The following is a 16,023-nucleotide window of genomic DNA, read 5'->3' on the forward strand; positions in this document are numbered from 1 at the left end:
CGACGGCGGCTGTGATCGACCACGGAGAGAGACCGGCGACGAGCTTGCGCTCACTGACCGCCCAGCGTAGACGCCGCGAATGAAGCGGGTTTGACAGGACGTCGCCGCCGCGCGGAACCGCCGAGATGCTCGAGCAAGGAGATGGATGCCCGAAAGCGCCTGGATCACCCACGCTGCGCGGCCAGACAATGGCTGCCGTCGGCAGTGCCGTGCGCGCAACCGTATCCTGGCACCGATTCAAGATTGACGGAAAGCGGCCGATCTGTGAGCGAATGAATACTACCGGACGAGCGATGGGCGCGGATCGCGGACGTCATCCAGCGCGCAAATCAGAGCCCGGCCAACCACAGCAAAGCCGCCGCTCGATTGGATGTCCCTTAAGGAGCATCATGAGATCGCATACGCCTTCACACCGCGTCGCCCTGTGCTGCAAGAGGACCTTTGCCGCCCCTGGAATCTACCCCTCCCGCATGCGCTTTCGTCCCGATGCCGAACGCAAGGCCTCCCCAAGCAGGCACGATCGGGATACCACGCAAAGGCGCAGCAGCCCTCTTGCGCGCATCATGATGTCGCAGACCCCTTGTATGGATACATACGTCGCCATTCACTAGCGTAGCGCACGGCTAAAAATGTCCTTCCTCAACTGGCACTCGGGTGCCTCCAAGACGCCTGCGCAAGACCATCACTTCCGCATCGCGCAATACCGCTCGTTTGCGGCGAAGATGCCGATGCTGCTGGCTTGCCTGGTCGGATCGAGCTTGATCGAGTTCTTCATGCTGGACGATCTGGACCCGGTCTCAGCGGCAGGAGCGACCGAAGTCGGTATTTGCCTGATCGCCCTGGTCACCGCGATCTGGTGGGTCAGGCACGGGGAGGACGAGATCGACCGCGATGGGGCCATGCGCCGGATGATGTACAGCATGATGATCTGCGTTGTCGGCGGCTTCATCAGCATCGTCAACGACATCCTGATCTACCTGGCGTCCGATCAGGGCATGCGGCTGTATCTGGCATTCAGCATCTTCGGCGTGGGCATCTGCTGTTTCGTCTGTACCATGCACATCCGCGTGATGTCGCTGATCGTCATCTGCCTGACGACGCTCCCCTGCACCTGGATGTTCGTCGAGTTGGGCCTGCCCGGCGGGACGGCGGCGGGGTCCCTGGCGCTGATCATGGCCTGCACGATGGTCGTCTCGATGTTCAGCTACCAGCACGATTTCAAGAAGCTGATCGCGACGCGGGTCGAGGCCGAGTTCCTCGCGGCCGAAAACATCCGGTTGGCCAGCGTCGATGAGCTGACCGGGCTGCCCAACAGGCGATATTTCATCCAGCAGTGTCGCTCGCGTACCGCCAATGGCGCGACGGACAGTACCGCCCTGGCGATCGGCATCATCGACATAGACGGCTTCCGCTCGATCAACGAGCATCACGGTCATCAGATCGGCGATATCGTGTTGAAGGAAGCGGTCAAGCGGATCGAAAGTGCGGTTCCGGCCAATTCCACCGTCTGCCGCATCGGAGGCGATGAATTTGCCCTCCTGATCTTCGATCCGATCGTCCCGAAGGCGCTGCTGCAAATCGGCACAAGTCTCAAGGCTGCATTCGAACAGCCCGTTGCGGCCGGGGATATCCGCGCGGCCATCGGCTGTTCGGTGGGCTTTGCCTGTTACCCCAAACATTCCCGCTATGTCGAGACGGTCTTCGAACTTGCCGAATACGCCCTTCGCCACGGCGATGGCGAGGGAAGCGGCAGATGCACCATTTTCAATGAGGATCTGGAACGTCTGCGCGCGTCGGAAGCGTCTTTGGAGAGGGCCCTGCGGCGCGCCGTTTCGCTAGGCCGGCTGTTTCCCGTCTACCAACCGATCACCCGCTCCACCACAGGCGACATCATCGCCTTCGAATGTCTCTGCCGCTGGACGGACCCGCAACTGGGCGCCGTGCCGCCCGACATCTTCATCAGACTGGCGGAGAAGCTTGGACTCATTCAGACCCTGACCAAACAGATCCTGGCGTGCACATTGGTCAACATGCAGCACTGGCCGCACGAGATGAAGGTCTCCATCAACATCTCGGCCACGGATGTGGCGGACCGCGCCTTCATGGAGGAGCTGCTTTGCCTGATTGGGGAGTCTTCGATCTCGCCGAGCCGCCTGATCTTCGAGATCACGGAAACCGCCGTCCTTTCCGATTTTGCAGGATCGCGGCGTCAGCTGGACCTTGCAAGGCGGTCAGGCATCGAAATCGCACTCGACGATTTCGGCACCGGCTTTTCCAGCATGAGCCACCTGCACCAACTCCCGCTGGACAAGGTGAAAATCGACAGGCGCTTCATCACCGACCTGTGCGACAACGTGGCAAGCCGCAACATCGTCTCCGGCATCGTTTCGCTCTGCGACAATCTCGGCGTCGCCTGTGTCGCCGAAGGCGTGGAACATGCGGCACAGCTGCAAATCCTGACGGATCTCGGCTGCACCTATAGCCAGGGTTATCACATCTCCCGGCCTGTGCCGGCCGACGAGGTCCCGAAGCTGATCGCCGCGCTGCCTTGACCTGTTCCGGCCTGGCGCTGTCGCGCGACGGCACGACAGCTGTTCGGTCCGACGCTGTGAATGGACGGATCGCCCGGCTACGCAGAACAAAGAGGAGGCACATGGCGGAAGCGGAACAGCGACGCCCCACCCGGCTCTTGGCTGCTCCCTGTACAGAGATGACTGCATGCAAGCAGAAATGGACTGGAGCGGGCGATGGGAACCGAATCCAACTCACCCTAACCCATTGATTCACCTAAATTTCGGGCAGAATTAAAGGGTCGAAAACCTATACATCGAACGATACCTTGCTAGCTATGAACCATAGCTTAGAACCGCACGCCGAGGCAAGCGAGCAGAGCCCCCGGACCATGCGCTATCCTGCCCTTGGGGATGGCGGCATGGGAGCTGCCAGCGGGAGGAACCATGCGTGTTGCTCGCGTCAAGATCGAGAACTTTCGGGGTATCCGCAGCGCTACCCTGCACATAGCGGGGACTACGGTCCTCCTCGGCGACAACAACACCGGCAAGTCCACCGTTTTCGAGGCAATCGAACTAGCCATTGGCGCTGATCGGCTGGCCCGGCACCAGGTGATTGACGAGCACGACTTCTTCGGTGGCGCCTACCAAGCCGCAGGCGACCAGCCAGCGCCCAAAATCACGATCGAGGTTGTGATTGCTGATCTGGACGCAGAGCACTGCCAGCGCTTCCGCACCAACCTCGAATTTTGGCGGGAGACGGATCAACGTCTGCTGGAACCTGGCGAGGCTCGGCAAGTCGCCCAAGAAGGCGTCGTGCCCGCAGTCCGTATCCGATTCGAGGGGAAATACGATCCGGAAGGAGACGAGTTTGAAGCTAAAACCTGGTTTGCCGTGCCCCGGGCAGAGGATGGAACTCCTACGAGCGAATGCCGCTCCGGCGACAAGCGCGAATTCGGCTTTTTGCACCTCAGGGCCTTACGCACTGGTTCGCGCGCGCTCTCGATGGAGCGCGGCTCGCTTCTCGACATCATCCTGAGAACCTACGAAGTCCGGACGAAGATGTGGGAGGGGCTGCTTGACAAGCTACGTCCCCTAGATGTCGTCGGTGCCGAGGATGAGGAGTTCGGACGAATTCTCAATGCTATTCAGGAGGCCATGCGAGACATTGTGCCCGGAGAATGGGCAGACGCTCCGCATCTGCGCGTTTCCGAGCTGACACGCGAAGATCTCAGGCGGGTTCTGAAATCATTCCTGGCAACGGGAGTTGCGGGCTACGCCGCCCCGTTTCAGCACCAGGGTTCGGGCACGATCAATGCGTTGGTTCTCTCAATGCTGGGCCTCATCGCTGAGCGCCGCCGGGGACGCGTAATTTTTGCCATGGAGGAACCTGAGCTTTCACTCCCCCCTCATGTCCAACAGCGGGTCGTCGACAAGGTCCGAGGGCTTGCCTCACAGGCGCTGTTCACGTCGCACTCCCCCTACGTAATCGAGCAGTTCGAGCCAGAGCAGATGACGGTAATGCGACGCGACCCGACTGGTGTCATGTCTGCAACACCAGTCTCACTTCCGATCAACTTGAAATTGAAGCTCTTTCGCGATGGCTTTCGCACCCGCTTCTGTGAAGCCCTACTCGCCCGCCGAGTCGTTGTCGTTGAAGGAAAGACAGAATTCGTCGCTTACAGTGCTGTGTCCCGTCGCCTGGCATTGCTGGCACCTCAAAATTTCAAGCGGCTTGACTCGCTTGGCTGGGTGCCTTTTGACGCTGGCGGCGAAACAAACGTCGCCTCATTCGCAGCGTTCTTCCGACAGCTAGGAAAGACGGTCGCAACCATCTTCGACCAGCAGTTAGCAGCGGCACGCGCGGCGATCGCCGCGTCATGTGATCGAGCCTTCGAGCAACCCTATGCAGGTTTTGAGCACTTGCTAAGAGCGGAGGTTCGAACCGATATGCAGAGTTGGTTCGTCAAATGGCTGGTTGCCAACCAAGAGTGGCCGCATGCCTTAGCAGGCATTGTTCCTCCAGAAGGCAGCCCGGATGAAGCTTATATAGAACCATTCATGACATTGATGCGCCATAAGAAGGGCGACGACTACCTGACACTGTTCTTTGAGCAGTGTCAGGTCGGACATATGCCAGCATCGATGGTTCAAACACTGCGCAGTCTGCGCGAGATGGTAGAACGCCCGGCTGCACATCCGGTTCTGCCCCTTCCCCTCATCGTGCCGCCGGTGGCATAGCGAACGTTAGGGAACGCAATGGCCATTGTTCTTTGCGATCAACGGCTGCGCCTTCTCGCAACAGAAGGGCATATCGCGGTGCGAGGTGGAGCCGGCTCGGGCAAAACCACCATCGCACTTGCAAAGGCATGCGAAGACTTGAGGGCTGGCCGACTGGGACGCACGGGCAAGGCCCTGTTCGTCAGCTTCGCCCGCGCCACTGTGGCGCGGGTTGCTGAGCAGGCGACCGCATCATTGCCGCGCGATCAACTGGCTCGAATCGAGATCAATACTTACCACGGCTTTGCATGGTCGATCCTAAGAAGCCACGCCTATCTGCTAGGCACTCGCCCGGGTGTATCGCTACTTCTTCCAGCTCACGAGCGATCTCGTCTAGCGGGCGTGTTGGAAGAAAACCGCGCACGCGAGCTGCGACGCTTGTTCGAAGAAGAAGGTCTAGTAGCCTTTGATCTTTTTCCAATCCTCCTAGCTGAGCTGCTCGACTTGCTACCCGTAGTCGCTCGCGCCATTGGTGACGCCTATCCGGTGATCATCCTCGACGAATTTCAGGACACGAACGCCGAGGAATGGGCAATGATTGCCTGCCTTGGACGCCGTAGCACTTTGATCGCGCTCGGGGATCCAAAGCAACGCATTTATGATTTCAAAGGCGCCGACCCAAGGCGGTTCGATGACTTCATCGAAGCTTTCGACCCAACGACCTTTGACTTTCAAAGCGAGAACAACCGCAGCGCAGGAACAGACATTGCGCTATTCGCTGATGCACTTGTAAGCGGGAACTACCGAGCTGAACCCTATGTTGGAGTCTCCGTTGTGCGTTATGGCGGCCAAAGTCTCCACCCGCTGAAAGAGCGAGTTCTTCGCACTGCGGGCAGATATCGCCGTCGCCCTGAATGGTCAATCGCGGTGCTTGTGCCCACCAACAAGCTCGCAGTGAACGTCTTTGATTACATGAGAAGGGAGGCCAATGGTCTGCCGAGCTATCCGGTTGATATCGCAGTGTCGATGGAAGGACCAATGCTTGCGGGCATGATCATCGCCTTACTGTTGGAGCCAAGAGTTCCGAACCACTCTCTCGGCGCGGACGTTCTAGACGCCATGGCTTTGTTGGAAACCGGACGCAAGGAACGGGCGTCCGCCACGGCAATCGAAACAGCTCGCAAGCTCCTCGACCGAGCTGCACGAGTCCGCCAACGCGGCGAAACCGGTTACGGCCAAGCGGTTGGAGCCGGCGTGCGCCAATTGGTCGCTGATGTAGAAGAATTAGCACTAAGTGGAGATCCGTTCTCTGACTGGCTGTCCATTCGTAACCTGATGACAGGCAACGCCAGGAAAGAGATTCAGGCAGTAGCCACAGAGGCACGACACATGAGGCTATTGCGCCGTGGAACGCAGATCGAGACTCGTCTGGCGGAGGCCTGGCGCGCTCACGGTTCTTATCTCAATGCGAGAGAGCTGCTGCGCGCTGCTCTTGTGGAGGACCAATTCGCCGCTAGCTCGCGAACACAACAGGGGGTTATCGTCATGACGATCCACAAGGCGAAGGGAAAAGAGTTCGATGAGGTGGTTGTATTTGAGGACCTATACAATCGATACCTTCGCAATCATGGGGCTGACTCAGAGCGGTCCGCACGTTTCAATTTGCATGTTGCTGCCACCCGTGCACGCTCGGCCGTTGCAATCATGACGCCATCGAGGGACCCCTGCCGTCTGCTGCCTTAATGACGGAAGCCGCTCTAGGCCAGCACGTTCAAAAAATTATAAATTGCCTTCACAAAAGGATTTTAAAATGGATTTTAATACTAAAAAGCGAGCGCTCATCATTGTCGGTGCGGGCGCCTCCATAGAATATGGCATCCCTGCCACAGCAGCATTTGGAAAACTCATCGAAGATCACCTGGCTAACGACGAATATTGCAGAATCCAGGGCGGTTATGACGCCTATTGCAAAATAAAGTCGAAGCTTGAATCTTACTATGCCCCTCACTCAAATGAAGCTCATTTCGAGAGAATTTATCACGTCCTCCATGAACTGGCGGCTATGCACGTCACTGAAGGCGCCGTCCCAAAATTCAAACCCATACTTAATGAATTCGTCAAACCGAATTACTCCATCAGCATTTCCGCTCTAAGAGCAGCCTGCAGAAGCACTTTGGAAGCCATTTACAAGATTTGCTCAGAGAGATCTGAACACCCCAATTTGCCACTATACGAACTAAAAGATTTTCTGAAAAAACTATCTAACAACTTCACCCCCAGGATCTACTCAACCAATTACGACACATTTTTTGAGCAAGCTTGGCCAGGTCTTTTTACAGGATTTACAAATCAGCTTGCGCCCGGAATTTTTAGCTTTAGCCCTAGTGATTACTTAAAAGACTGGGATCAGCCTGGGATATTTCACCTCCATGGATCCGTGCATCTTGGATTCCCACACCTCGGAAGAGATATTGGAGAACTGGCATGGTTTGAATCCACTAAGGAGGCGATCAGACATTCAAGCTTTTCTGGCTCCGGGATCAATAGGATGGATGGCACCACAATTGATCGTAGCGCCGTGCTAACCGGATTAGATAAATTGGGACGCATTCAAGAGAAGCCATTTTCCTTTTATTATGCGGGCCTTGGAGCAGAACTAACGGAAGCAGATCTCATACTGGTAATAGGGAGCGGGCTTGGAGATCTTCACCTGAACAATTGGCTTCGCGATGCAAGAACACAGAACCCAAACACCCCATTAGTTTATGTCAGCTATTGGCCGGATGCATTTTCCTTATACAACAATTATAACTTTGACCCAACCGACCAGACCATTTCAATGTTTCATGACCTAAAGATAAATTTCAGCAATTTGCGAGCGAGTGACTTTTGCAACGTTGAGAGCTGGACCGTCGATGAAAATAGCCGGTCCGCCGTATGGTCCGGGGGCTTTTCTTCATTTCTCTCAAGCGAGCATTTCGATGCTGTTTTAAGAAGAATCGAGGTTTTTTGAATGCATTCGTTTCCGATAATAACCTCGGACCAGGTGGAAAAGAGAAAGCCAAATTGACAGCCCCGCATACAGCGCTACTGTGTCGCTGGCATTGGACCGCAGTCTCCGCGCTGGGTGCCCATGGCAGGCGGCGCTGCTCCGATCATTCGGCGAGGACCTTTCGCGACAGCCCTATCCTTGGGCTCAACGCCTCCATGCACCATCAGTCTATTGCTCGGTCACGATCACAAGCCTCTGAGCTGTCACAGCCCCGGTCTTGGCGGCCGAAACTTCAACTCCCAATGCGCTACTCCAGCCTCGCCATCAGGCAAAGGCAAATCCCCAACCGTTGTCTCAGGCGTCACCACTTCGATCGACTGGATCTTGAAGTTCTTTTCTAAGGCCTCAGCCGCTTCCACCATCGCCTTCCTAGCCTGCTTGATCCGCCACGCTTGGATCGCCTGGATCCGAGGGGATACATGCAGCCTGGCTCGCGCCACACGCTGCCTGGCTCTTGCCACCACTCGCGCGTCTGGACTGTCTGCCTGCTCGGCAAGCTTGGCCTGTGCATCGAGCACGGCCATGCGCGCTTTGTAGGGCCGCACCAAGGTGTGCGCATACTTGTTGATTGACCGAGAGAGCATCTCGGTGTCTTCGAAGAGAAACGGCTTGGTGGGGTAGCTATCCACTCTCCGGCAAACAAGCGTGGCGTAAGCACGCTCGAACTCTGGCTCAATCTGGATGCCTGGGATCTGGCGAAGCACTTCCAAAGACTGCTGCGCGACCTCTCGCTGGGCTTCCAGCCAGTCTTCGATCAGCTGCGCTTCGGCATTGAGCACCTCTGAGTCTGGTCGGCCCGAGGAGCGAGCCAGACGCGTCACCTTACTGAGATGTCGAGCTTGTCCACTGTAAGGCGTGTAAAGCCCTGGGCGGGGGGCAGCTTGGCGAGCCAAGCGTTCTTTGATCTGTTGGACGCGCCCCGCCCCCCGCGCTCTAAGCTGTGCGGATTGCCTTTTGCCCCTTGTTGAGGTCTGTGCCATAGCCCGGTCTCGAAGCGCTGCAGCGTGACTGTGTGACGACGGCACTGGCTGCACAAGCGCACCACTGGCTTTCATATGCGCAGCAACGATGTTCGAGAGCGCAATGGCTGCGTCTGCCCCGTGCCGCCCCCGCACTTCTGCCGTGAAATTGGTCTTCCTCATCAGCGCGACCTTCGCTTTGCCCATGTGCTTGCCGGGACGGCGCGTTAGTTCCCGGGCGCGCTCGAAGTCTCCGTTCAATGCCGCTTCCCGGGCTTGGGCTTGCAGGGTTCTTGGGTCGACGGTCTTATGAATGCCCGCTCTTCGAAGGTGCCGGTTGATCTCGGCCGCAATCTCTTTGCGAAGCGCACGCACTGCGCGCGTGCCCTCCCCTTGCCTGGCATCGAACTCCGTTCCTGCGCGCTCACCGAAGCCGTTAGGCCCGACCTGGCGCGAGGACATGAGCAAATGCACATGGTGGTTGCGCCGGTCTCCATCGCGACTCGGCAGATGGACGGCAACCAGCACAGCAACCTGGTGGCGATCAACAAGCAGTTGCCCAAGGCTCAATGCCAGGTCCTTGCGCTGCTCATCGGTGAGGCTTTGCGGGAGCGCAACCTCCACCTCGCGGGCCACGAGCGCGTTCTTTCTGGTCTCGGCAGCCTCGTTTGCGTTCCAGAACTTCTCGGCGTCTAGGCACCAATTGGGCGAGCCCTTGGGTGCAAGCATCTGGGCGAAAGCAACGCCATAACGGCGCGAGTATTCGTGGCGCAGACCTGTGGCCTCGTCGACCAGATCAAAGCCCGCTCGGTAAGCTGCTGCCGCGACGGATGAGTCGCCTTTGCCGCGACCAAAAGATTTCATGTGTGAGTGATAAATAGCCATCTAGGCCCCTATTCATGTTTGTGGAGAAAACATAAAACAAGAGCATCTTCGAGTTGTCTAGGCGCCGATGACAGTGGCGTTTGTGTGCCTAAAATCTCAGGGTTTTTTGATCTGTTGACCGGCTTACGCCGGTCAACGAGGTGGCCAACGGCCACCGCACCGACGCGCCAGCGGCGGCGCACGGTTTTCGAGAATCGAAAACCATCAGTGCGCTCTTGCTTTCAAATTCGGGGTTTAGCCGTATCCGAGGCAAACGCTCGCAACCAAAGCACTCGCCTCCACACTCCAAAGAGCCAGCAAAGGCTCCTTTATAAACATTAACTGTAGATAAACAAGCGTGATTTATTTCTGATTGCCACGCTTGCGGGCGCCTGCCGAGGCCGGCTTTTTGAAGCCGGCTTTGCGCTGCAATCGGAGGCTCTCTTTGCGCTGCTCATCTACTGAAAGCTTGGTCAGCGCAGTGATGGCATCGGCAATCTCGGGGGTCTCGGCGTATAGAGCAGCCAGTGGCATGTCCAGTTCGCTGGCAAGGCGCTTAGCGGTGCGTAAGTCGCACTCGTTGACGCCCTTCTCGTAGCGATTGATGCGAGTCCTGGCCACCTCAGGTGCCAGTCCAATGGCAACCCCCAAGGCTTCCTGGGTCAGCTCGGCCTGCTGGCGCGCGTGACGGAGGCGGTTGGCGAAGATGAGACGAGCGTCGTTCGGATCCAAAACGTGACCACAGGCATGCAATGTGACGAACGAGCATGGCGCCTCCTACTTGTCGTGTCTGTTACTTTTTCAGTAACATACCAGCGCGTCAAGTTCAAGCTCCCCATTGCCCTCTCACTCTTAGGAACTTTGTATGCGCAACGCACGCCTTACCGTTGTCGGGATGTTGATCGTCTTTTTGGCTGGTTGCTCAGGCGGCGGGCCTTCCAAGGACCAACGACAGCGAGCCTTCTTGCAATACATGAAAGAGGAAGGCAGCGATAACGCGAAGATCCGAGACTTCGAAAGCAGTAGGTGTGATAAGTCGGAAAGCGCACCAAGCTACTCGTGCGACGTGAGCGCCAAAGTTCAAGCAGCCGAACACGACTTCGGAAACGAGCTGGACGGGATCTACACCTTTTCCGAAATCCGAGGCGAATGGAAAGTGACTGGTCGTATCCAGTGACGCCAATGCTCGCACTCCTCACTACAAGGAATGACTCATGACGATCTGGAATCTGCTGTTTTTCTTCGCACTTGGCGCTGGCACCTTGATCGCACTCGCCATGAGCAAGACGCTGAAAACGCGGCGCACAAGTGCTGACTTTCAAGAAAATTTCGAACGCTACTACGGCTATAAGAACACCGACATTGCACTTTCTACCGCTCGCTCAGCAGTGAAGGTGCGGTCCGGCCGGGACATCAAGACTTATCAGTTCAGCGATGTGCGAGCTTGGGAAAAGCATTGGCACAACTCGCGTCATGAGGGCACGCTCACGCTCAATGTTCGCGACATTGACCATCCCGTCTGGACGATCAAGTTCGGGAACGAGACGGAGATGAACCGCTGGTACGAACTTGTTAGTCAAGCGATCAACGAGAAGTTGAAGCTCTGACCAAGCAATCACGAGGCGAGGTGCCCGGGCTTGACGGCGAAGTGTTCTCTGCTACGAATCGAAGGATCTCAACACTGGATTCGTCATCATGCCTTCTGCCGTCCACTCCCCTGCTACGCCCCTCGACCCGCAAGAGCATCAACTCCGCCAGACCCATGTCGAAGGTTGGATCACCCAACAGCATGCAGCTGGCTTTGGCATTGATCAGCACATGGCCAATGCGCTCAACGACTATCTGGATGGTCGTGTGGATCTCCCTGGGCTGCTGACAGAGCTTCGTCGTCCCTACTTGAACTGAGTCCGTCAGTGGATGCCCGCATGATGGGCATCTGGGCCACCGAAGTCTCACAAGTAGAGGCATCTATGCCCGGTCCTTGACGCTCTCGTTGGGCCTGTTCCGCCCTGTGGCCATTCGGCACGCCCAACAGTCGCCCTTCCTGGCGATAACGGGCCAGAAGCTGCTCAAAGCTTGCTTGCCCTTGCACAAAAGCCCCGTTGCCTCGCATCGCTTCCAAGCGTTCCGTCAAGGGCCGATGCTCAACCGCATCGCCAATGCCGGCCTGTGCAAGGTGTGCATTGATCCGATCAGCGATCATGGCGCGGATCCACTGGATCTCAGCCAGGCCGTTGATGCGCCCATCGAGCACACGCGTCTTCTCGGTCAAACCACAGGCTTCCATGCGCCTGGTTGTCGCAAGCAAATGGGCATAGAAGTAGCGAGGATCATCTTTGGTCGGTCGATGGTGGCTCGCTTGCAATGCAAAGCCAAAGCGCTCAATCAAGCGATGTGCGATATCGAGCACCAACTCCCACCGCTTGGGCTCATCAAGTTCGTGCGGCAGCGCAATGGCGAAATCTCGGCACACCGTGCTGTTGTGCCGTCGCTCCGCCGCTTCTGCAGCCGGCCAAAGCGCCTGTGGATCATCTACCCATGGCGGCGAACCGGGCGGTGCCAAGCAGCGTGACTGGATGATGCCAGCCCTACCCCGGTAGTCGTGGCGCGCACCTGACTTGGGATCGATAAGCAAATAGCCGCCGCGATAGGCGGCAGCTGCGATCGCAGAGTGCCCTTTTGTTCGGCTGTAAGTCTTGATGCGGGTATGGTAGATGGTCATGCGTTTCTCCTAATGTTGGAGAAACAATTTCTCTAGATTTTGAGAAGCGCAAGGCTTTTGGGATCACTATTTCTTGCTGCTTTTCGTCGCCTAAATGATGGAATCAGCGGGGATTTCGATCGACTTCGAAGAGACGTCCCAAACTGACGAATGGACGGGTTGGATGGCAAAGCTCAGCGCTCCACTTCGCAAACCGTCTTACAGCTCCATGCGGCGCCTCGCACACGAACTGCCCTCTCATACCGAAGGCGAACTTGGCGGCATCGCCCCACCGGTCTGGAATACCTCCCACCACCACTGGGCCTGAGGAGGTCACAGACAACGAAGCCGTTTCCAAGGTTTGGGGGTCTGGCATAGCGCCTTCGGGAATAGCTGCGAACCAATCAAACGGCTCGGCCAGCGTCAGGCAAGGCGGCATACCTTGGGCTACCTTGAAGACGGTCCCCACCCGCTCGCCTTGAAGCATCACGAAGCACGCGCTGGGCTCGCTGGGATCTGCTTGATTATCGACAAGAAGCGCCCAAGAGCCCCGAAATAGGAAGATGCTCCCTGCCGAAAGATCTTGCGGGATGCGCTCTGCAAATGCTTCTGCAGGGAAAGTCATTTTTTCACCTCGCCTATGACCTGTAGGGTCAGATGCTAAACATCGACAGAGTAGCACGAGCATATGTTCCACTTGCGGCGAACGCCAACTGCAAATTAACTTGACTAATTATCTAAACGAATTAACGTGGTTAACTTCATGTCATTTGTAGTAACGTGTTCAGAACTTCTGATTTTCAGCCTTTCATTCAAAAGAACCAAATCTGCTATCACACGGATCATGCGGCAGCAGACTGGAGTGAACAAGCCCCCTACTGGGCACTTGTCATCTATACCGAGCGACACCCTGGACGAAATCTGCACTTAGCAGAAAATTTTTGGTCTTCCTGTGAGAGACAATTCAATTTCATAAAATGGCTGGATTACTCACAACGACATCAAATCTTGAAGAAGCACTTCCCTGTTCACGCAAGACGAAAACTATTCATAAGATATGCAAAATACAGCCTACGGATAGCAACAAAAAAACTCGACGGGAATTGGAAATGTGGAGTTCCTGTGGACGCTTCGATAGACCTGCTAAGCCAAAGGCTTTGGTTTGAGCATATCCTAGATCTTCCTTCTGGCAAAGCTCTCAACTTCCTTTGGGACATTGATCACGCGGCACAGATGAAAAGCATGTTTAGTGAGTGATTTAGCTTGATCGATAACTCGATGCCGCTCCCTCATCTGAAACCTTGGGCACCTGCCAGAAGACTTTTTTTCGGCCTCTGGTTACACCCACGTAGCCCAAGCGAAGCGCTTCATCACGAGCCGCCGCATCGTAAGTGTAACCCCCATATAACCCACTTGCGGCATAAAACAAATTTCGCAAAGAATAGCCTCCTTCCACCCAGCAGTCTTCAATCAAAATTGCAGTATCAGCTTCAAGCCCTTTAGCTTGGTGATAAGTGCACACCTTCAAACCTGGAAAATTTTTCCCAGGCAGATGGTGCGACAGCAAATCCCGCATCTTGCCGCTTCGAGTCATCACAATAACCAATTCTGGACTTGCCCCTTTGCCAGAAAGGGCGGCCTTATACTCACTTTCGATGAAAGGCACGAGAGTTTCAACGGATTGCTCATTGCTCGGCGCTCACTCTGCATCCCCGTAAGTCATTAACTTCACGCCATGATCGCCTGCTTGTGTCTTTATCTTAGAAATGCATTCCTTCGTCACTTTCTTTTGAACTCGATCAATAAGCCTCGCTGCGTCGACGACGATCGCACTTACGGACCTAAAATTTTCTCGGAACAACAACGGATTGGTCGAGCATAGTGAAGTGTGAACAGGGAAGTGACGATTGAAATCAATGAAGAGCTGAGGTGAACTACCTCGCCAACCGTAAATGGACTGCCAGTCATCTCCTATGGCCATAATGCTGACTCCCGCCACCTGATCTTGCTCTAGCAATGTTCTTTGAGCGGACTTTAGCCAAGACACGATCAATGGCGAAATATCCTGAAATTCGTCAACAAGTAGATGACGCATTGCAGATGGTGCCGAAGTAGATAGTTTGCTTAGCTGGGAAGACCTGCTCAACATCAGGAATGCGCGATTAAATGTATGGAGCTTCTTTGACCTCAAAAATTCATTCAAATGCGGCCAATAACGTCCAAGGGCACGATAGAAATGAACGGTCGCATCGATGCGTTGCGGCGCTGGCATTTTTCTTAACAGAGCCACTACATCCATTCCTAGCGTCTCGACGAAAGAACCTTGCGCGAACAAAGACTCATAAATCAAGATCGGCTTGATCTCACCGTCAAGCTTGACCTTAAACATCGGGACGTAAGATTTTTGCGGATCGCCTTCACTCTGTGCTACATATTTATCCCAAATCAAATATGTTTCTAATGCCGCCTCGTCTTTGATATAGATATAATCTTTCTGCGCATGATTGGCTAAAATTCTCGTTCTTGCTGCTAACGCTGCTGCAAATGCGGTTTTCGCTTTGCCAACGCCCACAGCGCGATCCTTTTCAGCTTTTTTCAGGCCTGGCGCAAAGCCCAACACGACTGGTTTTCTTGTGGATTGATGAACCCCGTTGGATAGAAACTTCTTCCCGCCTGATAAGTTGGCTAACTCGATCGATTCCTCGACAATGCCCTCAAACGGCCAACCGTTGCCCATCCAAGTCTGATTAGACCGCTTGATCACATCGGCATCGCGCTCGGCAGAGTAATAGACCAACCCAGGTTTAATCGGCTCACTCCCGCCGTGCGGCTTAGAAGCCAATTCCATTCTGAGCAACTCCAAGATTGCCTGCCGAAAATCAGCATCCGAGCAAAATAGCGATCGATATGCCTCAGCTAGAAGCGTAACTTGCACCTCATTTAGACGAGAGCCGCTTGCCGGGTTTTCAATGTCACCGCTTGCAGTGTCCTCCAAGAATTGGTCTGCCTCGCCTTTCTTGATCAACTCAAAAAAAGATCGGCCTGGCAGCTCGCTTTGGGCCATGCGATGGAGCAATGAGTGAAAGGTACGCACTTTTTCTTTCGACCACGCTTTCCATTCCTGCTCGCTTACATTGGGCCTCCAAAAACTCATTATTTTTATCAACTTGCTTCTAAGCTCATCGCAAGAGTTCGCAGTGAACGAGATTACAGTAATGTCTTGGTCAGGTATATTTAGATATTCGAGCATATAAACTACCCGAAGCACCAAGGTCGTTGATTTGCCTGAACCTGCACCAGCCGAAACGCAAGTGGCTGGATGATCCGTCAGGATCATTTCCCATTGCTCCTGAGTCGGCGCCTTGATGAGACCTGCATTCACCTTAGCTGCAACATCTTGTCGCATATTGGCGGCTGTTACAGCGTCACCTAACCGCGCCGGCCCGTACAATCCGGCATCAACCTCTTTAGCTTCCAGCGGAGCAGCTCAATAACATCATAGACAAGTCGGCCTTCTGCAAAGCCCTCTTGCTTTCCAATAACCCGGCCTTTCTTCAAGCCTTTAATCTCGCCTTCCCTGTAAGCCGCCTCGCGGATGCGCCTAATATGCTCAGAAATTAACCGGGCGACCAGCCGCGTCACGCCCGACCGAAAGCGAGATGTAATTTCCCGAAATAGTTCAGTCATGCCGACCCCAAGTAATCAGTAATAAAACCA

Annotated in this window: 13 protein-coding genes; 6 read left to right on the forward strand and 7 right to left on the reverse strand. The window is 55.3% G+C overall.

Annotated elements, in window-relative coordinates:
* Positions 1-629: 629 nt before the first annotated feature.
* The 4 genes from PG878_RS15020 (at position 630) to PG878_RS15035 (ending at position 7,743) form a co-directional block, all read left to right on the forward strand.
* The gene (locus PG878_RS15020; RefSeq protein WP_209031046.1) at positions 630-2,552 is read left to right on the forward strand and encodes a putative bifunctional diguanylate cyclase/phosphodiesterase; all 1,923 of its coding nucleotides are present in this window, start codon (positions 630-632) and stop codon (positions 2,550-2,552) included.
* Between the two features lie 405 nt (positions 2,553-2,957).
* Positions 2,958-4,751 carry an ATP-dependent nuclease gene (locus tag PG878_RS15025; RefSeq protein ID WP_209031045.1) on the forward strand — a complete coding sequence of 598 codons (1,794 nt, stop codon included), beginning with the start codon at positions 2,958-2,960 and terminating at the stop codon, positions 4,749-4,751.
* Positions 4,752-4,769: 18 nt separating this feature from the next.
* On the forward strand, positions 4,770-6,473 hold the full coding sequence (locus PG878_RS15030; protein WP_209031044.1) for a UvrD-helicase domain-containing protein: 1,704 nt from the start codon (positions 4,770-4,772) through the stop codon (positions 6,471-6,473).
* 67 nt (positions 6,474-6,540) lie between these two features.
* Positions 6,541-7,743 carry an SIR2 family protein gene (locus PG878_RS15035; protein ID WP_209031043.1) on the forward strand — a complete coding sequence of 401 codons (1,203 nt, stop codon included), beginning with the start codon at positions 6,541-6,543 and terminating at the stop codon, positions 7,741-7,743.
* A gap of 242 nt (positions 7,744-7,985) precedes the next feature.
* Here PG878_RS15035 and PG878_RS15040 read toward each other — a convergent pair whose 3' ends face one another.
* Together PG878_RS15040 and PG878_RS15045 are read right to left on the reverse strand one after the other, a co-directional pair.
* Positions 7,986-9,626, reverse strand: a complete 1,641-nt coding sequence (locus tag PG878_RS15040; RefSeq protein WP_209031042.1) for a MobA/MobL family protein — start codon at positions 9,624-9,626, stop codon at positions 7,986-7,988.
* Positions 9,627-9,968: 342 nt separating this feature from the next.
* The gene (locus tag PG878_RS15045) at positions 9,969-10,337 is read right to left on the reverse strand and encodes a helix-turn-helix domain-containing protein (protein ID WP_209031041.1); all 369 of its coding nucleotides are present in this window, start codon (positions 10,335-10,337) and stop codon (positions 9,969-9,971) included.
* A gap of 133 nt (positions 10,338-10,470) precedes the next feature.
* Between PG878_RS15045 and PG878_RS15050 the strand changes: the two genes are divergently transcribed.
* Both PG878_RS15050 and PG878_RS15055 read left to right on the forward strand, forming a co-directional pair.
* Positions 10,471-10,782, forward strand: coding sequence for a hypothetical protein (locus PG878_RS15050; protein WP_209031040.1), 312 nt, complete (start codon positions 10,471-10,473; stop codon positions 10,780-10,782).
* Positions 10,783-10,819: 37 nt separating this feature from the next.
* Entirely contained in the window at positions 10,820-11,212 is a 393-nt protein-coding gene (locus PG878_RS15055; protein ID WP_425611750.1) for a hypothetical protein, read from the forward strand.
* A 224-nt stretch (positions 11,213-11,436) separates the two neighbouring features.
* Here the strand turns inward: PG878_RS15055 and PG878_RS15060 are convergent, their stop codons facing one another.
* The 5 genes from PG878_RS15060 to PG878_RS15080 form a co-directional block, all read right to left on the reverse strand.
* Positions 11,437-12,327, reverse strand: coding sequence for a MobA/MobL family protein (locus tag PG878_RS15060; RefSeq protein WP_209031038.1), 891 nt, complete (start codon positions 12,325-12,327; stop codon positions 11,437-11,439).
* A 103-nt stretch (positions 12,328-12,430) separates the two neighbouring features.
* On the reverse strand, positions 12,431-12,931 hold the full coding sequence (locus tag PG878_RS15065; RefSeq protein WP_209031036.1) for a hypothetical protein: 501 nt from the start codon (positions 12,929-12,931) through the stop codon (positions 12,431-12,433).
* Positions 12,932-13,564: 633 nt separating this feature from the next.
* Entirely contained in the window at positions 13,565-13,972 is a 408-nt protein-coding gene (locus tag PG878_RS15070) for a hypothetical protein (protein ID WP_209031035.1), read from the reverse strand.
* Positions 13,973-14,005: 33 nt separating this feature from the next.
* Complete coding sequence (locus PG878_RS15075; protein ID WP_209031034.1) at positions 14,006-15,643, reverse strand: UvrD-helicase domain-containing protein; 1,638 nt, start codon at positions 15,641-15,643, stop codon at positions 14,006-14,008.
* Between the two features lie 92 nt (positions 15,644-15,735).
* The gene (locus PG878_RS15080; protein ID WP_311185977.1) at positions 15,736-15,993 is read right to left on the reverse strand and encodes a hypothetical protein; all 258 of its coding nucleotides are present in this window, start codon (positions 15,991-15,993) and stop codon (positions 15,736-15,738) included.
* Positions 15,994-16,023 lie beyond the last annotated feature (30 nt).

The organism is Xanthomonas hawaiiensis (genome assembly GCF_031834635.1).
Classification (GTDB): domain Bacteria; phylum Pseudomonadota; class Gammaproteobacteria; order Xanthomonadales; family Xanthomonadaceae; genus Xanthomonas_A; species Xanthomonas_A sacchari.